At 52.0% G+C, this 2,922-nt stretch carries 1 protein-coding gene; it reads right to left on the reverse strand.

The features are described 5' to 3' along the window. A partial coding sequence (locus NW820_RS11630) for a hypothetical protein (RefSeq protein ID WP_414407561.1) occupies nt 1-2,738 on the reverse strand: 2,738 nt, incomplete at its 3' end. Between the last annotated feature and the right edge of the window lie 184 nt (nt 2,739-2,922).

A 2,922-nucleotide genomic window follows, 5' to 3' on the forward strand; every position in this document is an offset into this window, starting at 1 on the left:
AAGCACTCCCAGGCTTCTCGTTTAAGATTTTTGTTGGGCAAAGCAGACTGCTCCAGGCTCAGGAACTTTTGCCCTGCGGAAACGTAATCCCTCTGGAGCTTGAGGAGCCAGGCCTGACATTCCTGTTCTAGAGGTGGTTTTTTTGCCTTCCGTGCCAGAGTTTGAACATCCTCCAGAAGTTTGAGGTTGCCCTCCTCGATGCCGCGCCTGAGAAGCTCAAGAGCTGCCTCCTGCAGATCTTCCAAGCTTGTATTGGTCCAGTACTGGATATTGATGCCTTTGACAGGGTAACCCAATACCGGTGGGTCGGTCTCCCATTCCGACCGATCCGGTTGCAGAGAAGGATGATTGAGCCAAGAGTTGGATTCTAAGCTTGGATCCCAGAACTCCCGCCAACCGGCAGAGGTGTCCACAATGGCCAGAGCCTCGATGGGGCGGGTAATGCCGACATACAATTGGTTGAGAAAATAATGGAGTTGCAGGGATATCGCCTCCCCAGCTCCTCGGGCGTAATAATTAAGCTGCCGGTTAAAGTTTTGTCGATAGGCGTTTCCAAACTTGTAGAGGATAACTTTTTTGAACTCCATTCCCTTAACAGACGTAGCAGTTTGCAGGAGCGGTGGTTTAAGATTCTGCTTCAATTCCTCGGCAAAGATCTTCTGGAGTTCGGGATCCTGACGCACGTAGTTCAGCTCCTCTCCCACAGGGCAGGGTAAGACACAGACCGTTCCTGTGAGATCACTAAGCATTTTTCTAAGCTCATCTTCGATTAAGTTTCTTTCCTGACCATCCAGCACAAACCTTTGAACCGGCATGCCCTGCTCATGGGGACGCCAGGGCTGTTGGGGATAGATTTCTCGACTCTTGCTGAGAACTCGCCGCCACAGGTTGACTACATTGCTAAAACGAGTAACTTGTGGATTGCTGCGATAGTTGTTTCTCAGCTCCTGCGGGCCTGCAATCTCAAAGGGATGGCTCGGCAACAAGTAGGCGCGGATATGCTCGTAGAGATATTTTTTCAGAGCAGCCCAACGAAATCCCGTTGGGTTAATGGTTTGCAAGGGATCCCCGGCAAAGGCATAGGGCAGGTGCTCAATAGCCCAATCCAACTTGTATTTTCCCCAAGGAGATAAGCAAAAAATGATATTCAGCTCAAGTTGGGTAAAGTCCTGAACCTCATCGCAAAAAATGACTGGATGAATAGGATTAAGAGTGCCATTTTGCAGCACATCTCTGGCCAAATCTTGGTCATCCCAGTAGCCCTCATGGGTGGTTCGATCCCGGTAGCCTGGCCAAATCTCTTCGTAAATCCGCTCGAAGGCTTCTTCATCCACACTGCGGTCGGCCTCAGGCAATTCTCGGTAGCTATCGGGATCCAAATAGTCACTGACCTCATAGCCTTTGATCAGCGTGCGAATGGTGTGCCAAGCCAGCTCTACATCGCGGCGACCACAATACCAGCTCTGAAATCGATAAAAATTGACATACCGATCCGGTTGGTAGCGTTCTTGCCGCTCGGCAGGAAGGCAGTTCAGCAGGTAATCCTGAAAAGTGCTAAAAAAAGTTTGACATTGCTGAATTTCCTCCGTGGAGAAGCTGCACCCCTTCTCCCGATAGCGGTGGCTGATGCGCAAAATTGAACTTACCCTGTCGCGGGCTTGCTGCACCAAGCTTGGGCTGTAGGTCAAAAAGAGAGGGCGGTACTCAAGAGGTCTCTGTTTTGAAGTTTTGAGGTAGTGGCTGCAATAGTCGGCAAAGCGGTAGTACAACATCAGAGATTTGCCACTCCCGGCCCTTCCGTTGATCAGTAGGGGCATGGATGTACTCTGCAGGATTTCTTCCTCCTCCATGGACAAAGCCAAATTTCCCTCTGTGATCTCCTGCATTTCCAACCAAATGGTCTCATCCATCACCATGTAGTCGGGGTAGGCGCGACGGGCGTACCGCTTCCACACCTCCAAAGGTTGCGGGTGCTGGAGAATGTCTGGCTGCTTGGCTTTCATCCCAAAGAGGCAGGTTTGGCATCCCAGCTCAAACCGTTCCTTTTGCTCTGGGGCGTGGTCGTAAACTCCAATGAGAAATGGAAACAATCTCCCTGGCTGCTCGCACGCTTGTACCAAGCTGACGGCCAGATACAGGGATCCCTCCTGCCAGCATTTGACCTCTGCCTCCAGATAAAACGGCGGGAGCTGCCGGTAGAGCCTGCCTTCAATTACCAAGCGGGATACTGCTTGGTAAGCCTGGCGCCGCTGCTCTGGAGAAAGGGCCCGTACTTGCCGAACCCATTCCCCGCTTTCCAACACCAGCCGCTCCTGCGGATTGGGAGCATTCAAGAACTGTGTCCATTCATACAGCTCGTCGGGCAGAGGGGGGAGATGGTTTGGCGGATCCCCTGGTTCGTGCCGCTGCGCCAGCCACGCCTGCAAACGGTCATCGGGCACCCAGCTCCGCACCCGTTCTTGATAATCCGGATCTCGCCGTCGGTCTAAGAACTCCCGGTATTCGTGACTGCCTCTCGGCCAGAGGCCAAACAAAACCAGAACGGGTACCTCGCCTACATAGCGCAGCTCCCCCACCAAGCGAATGTTGTTGCGGAGATTACGCTTCCAGTAAGGGTAACGAACGTCAAACAACTGGCTCAAAAGGGTGCGACCCCCCTCTTCCAGCCGTTCTATCAATGCTTCTAGGTTGCACTGGGTTTTGCTTCCCAGAAATTCCTCCGGGCAATATACATACATGGGATCTCGCTGGGTATACTTGGAAGCTATCCTAGTGCCGGACTACTGGCGAAAATTGCCGCTGTGCCAAAAGTCTTAATTTTTTTCATAATCCCCACGTAGCCCACAACTACCTATGTAGCCATTTGCAAACTCACAAAACATCTCGATTCAAGCTTTTGTAAACTACCCGACACCCGCGCTA

The sequence above is a fragment of the Synechococcus sp. R55.7 genome, assembly GCF_047461955.1.
In the GTDB taxonomy this organism is placed as follows: Bacteria; Cyanobacteriota; Cyanobacteriia; order Thermostichales; family Thermostichaceae; genus Thermostichus.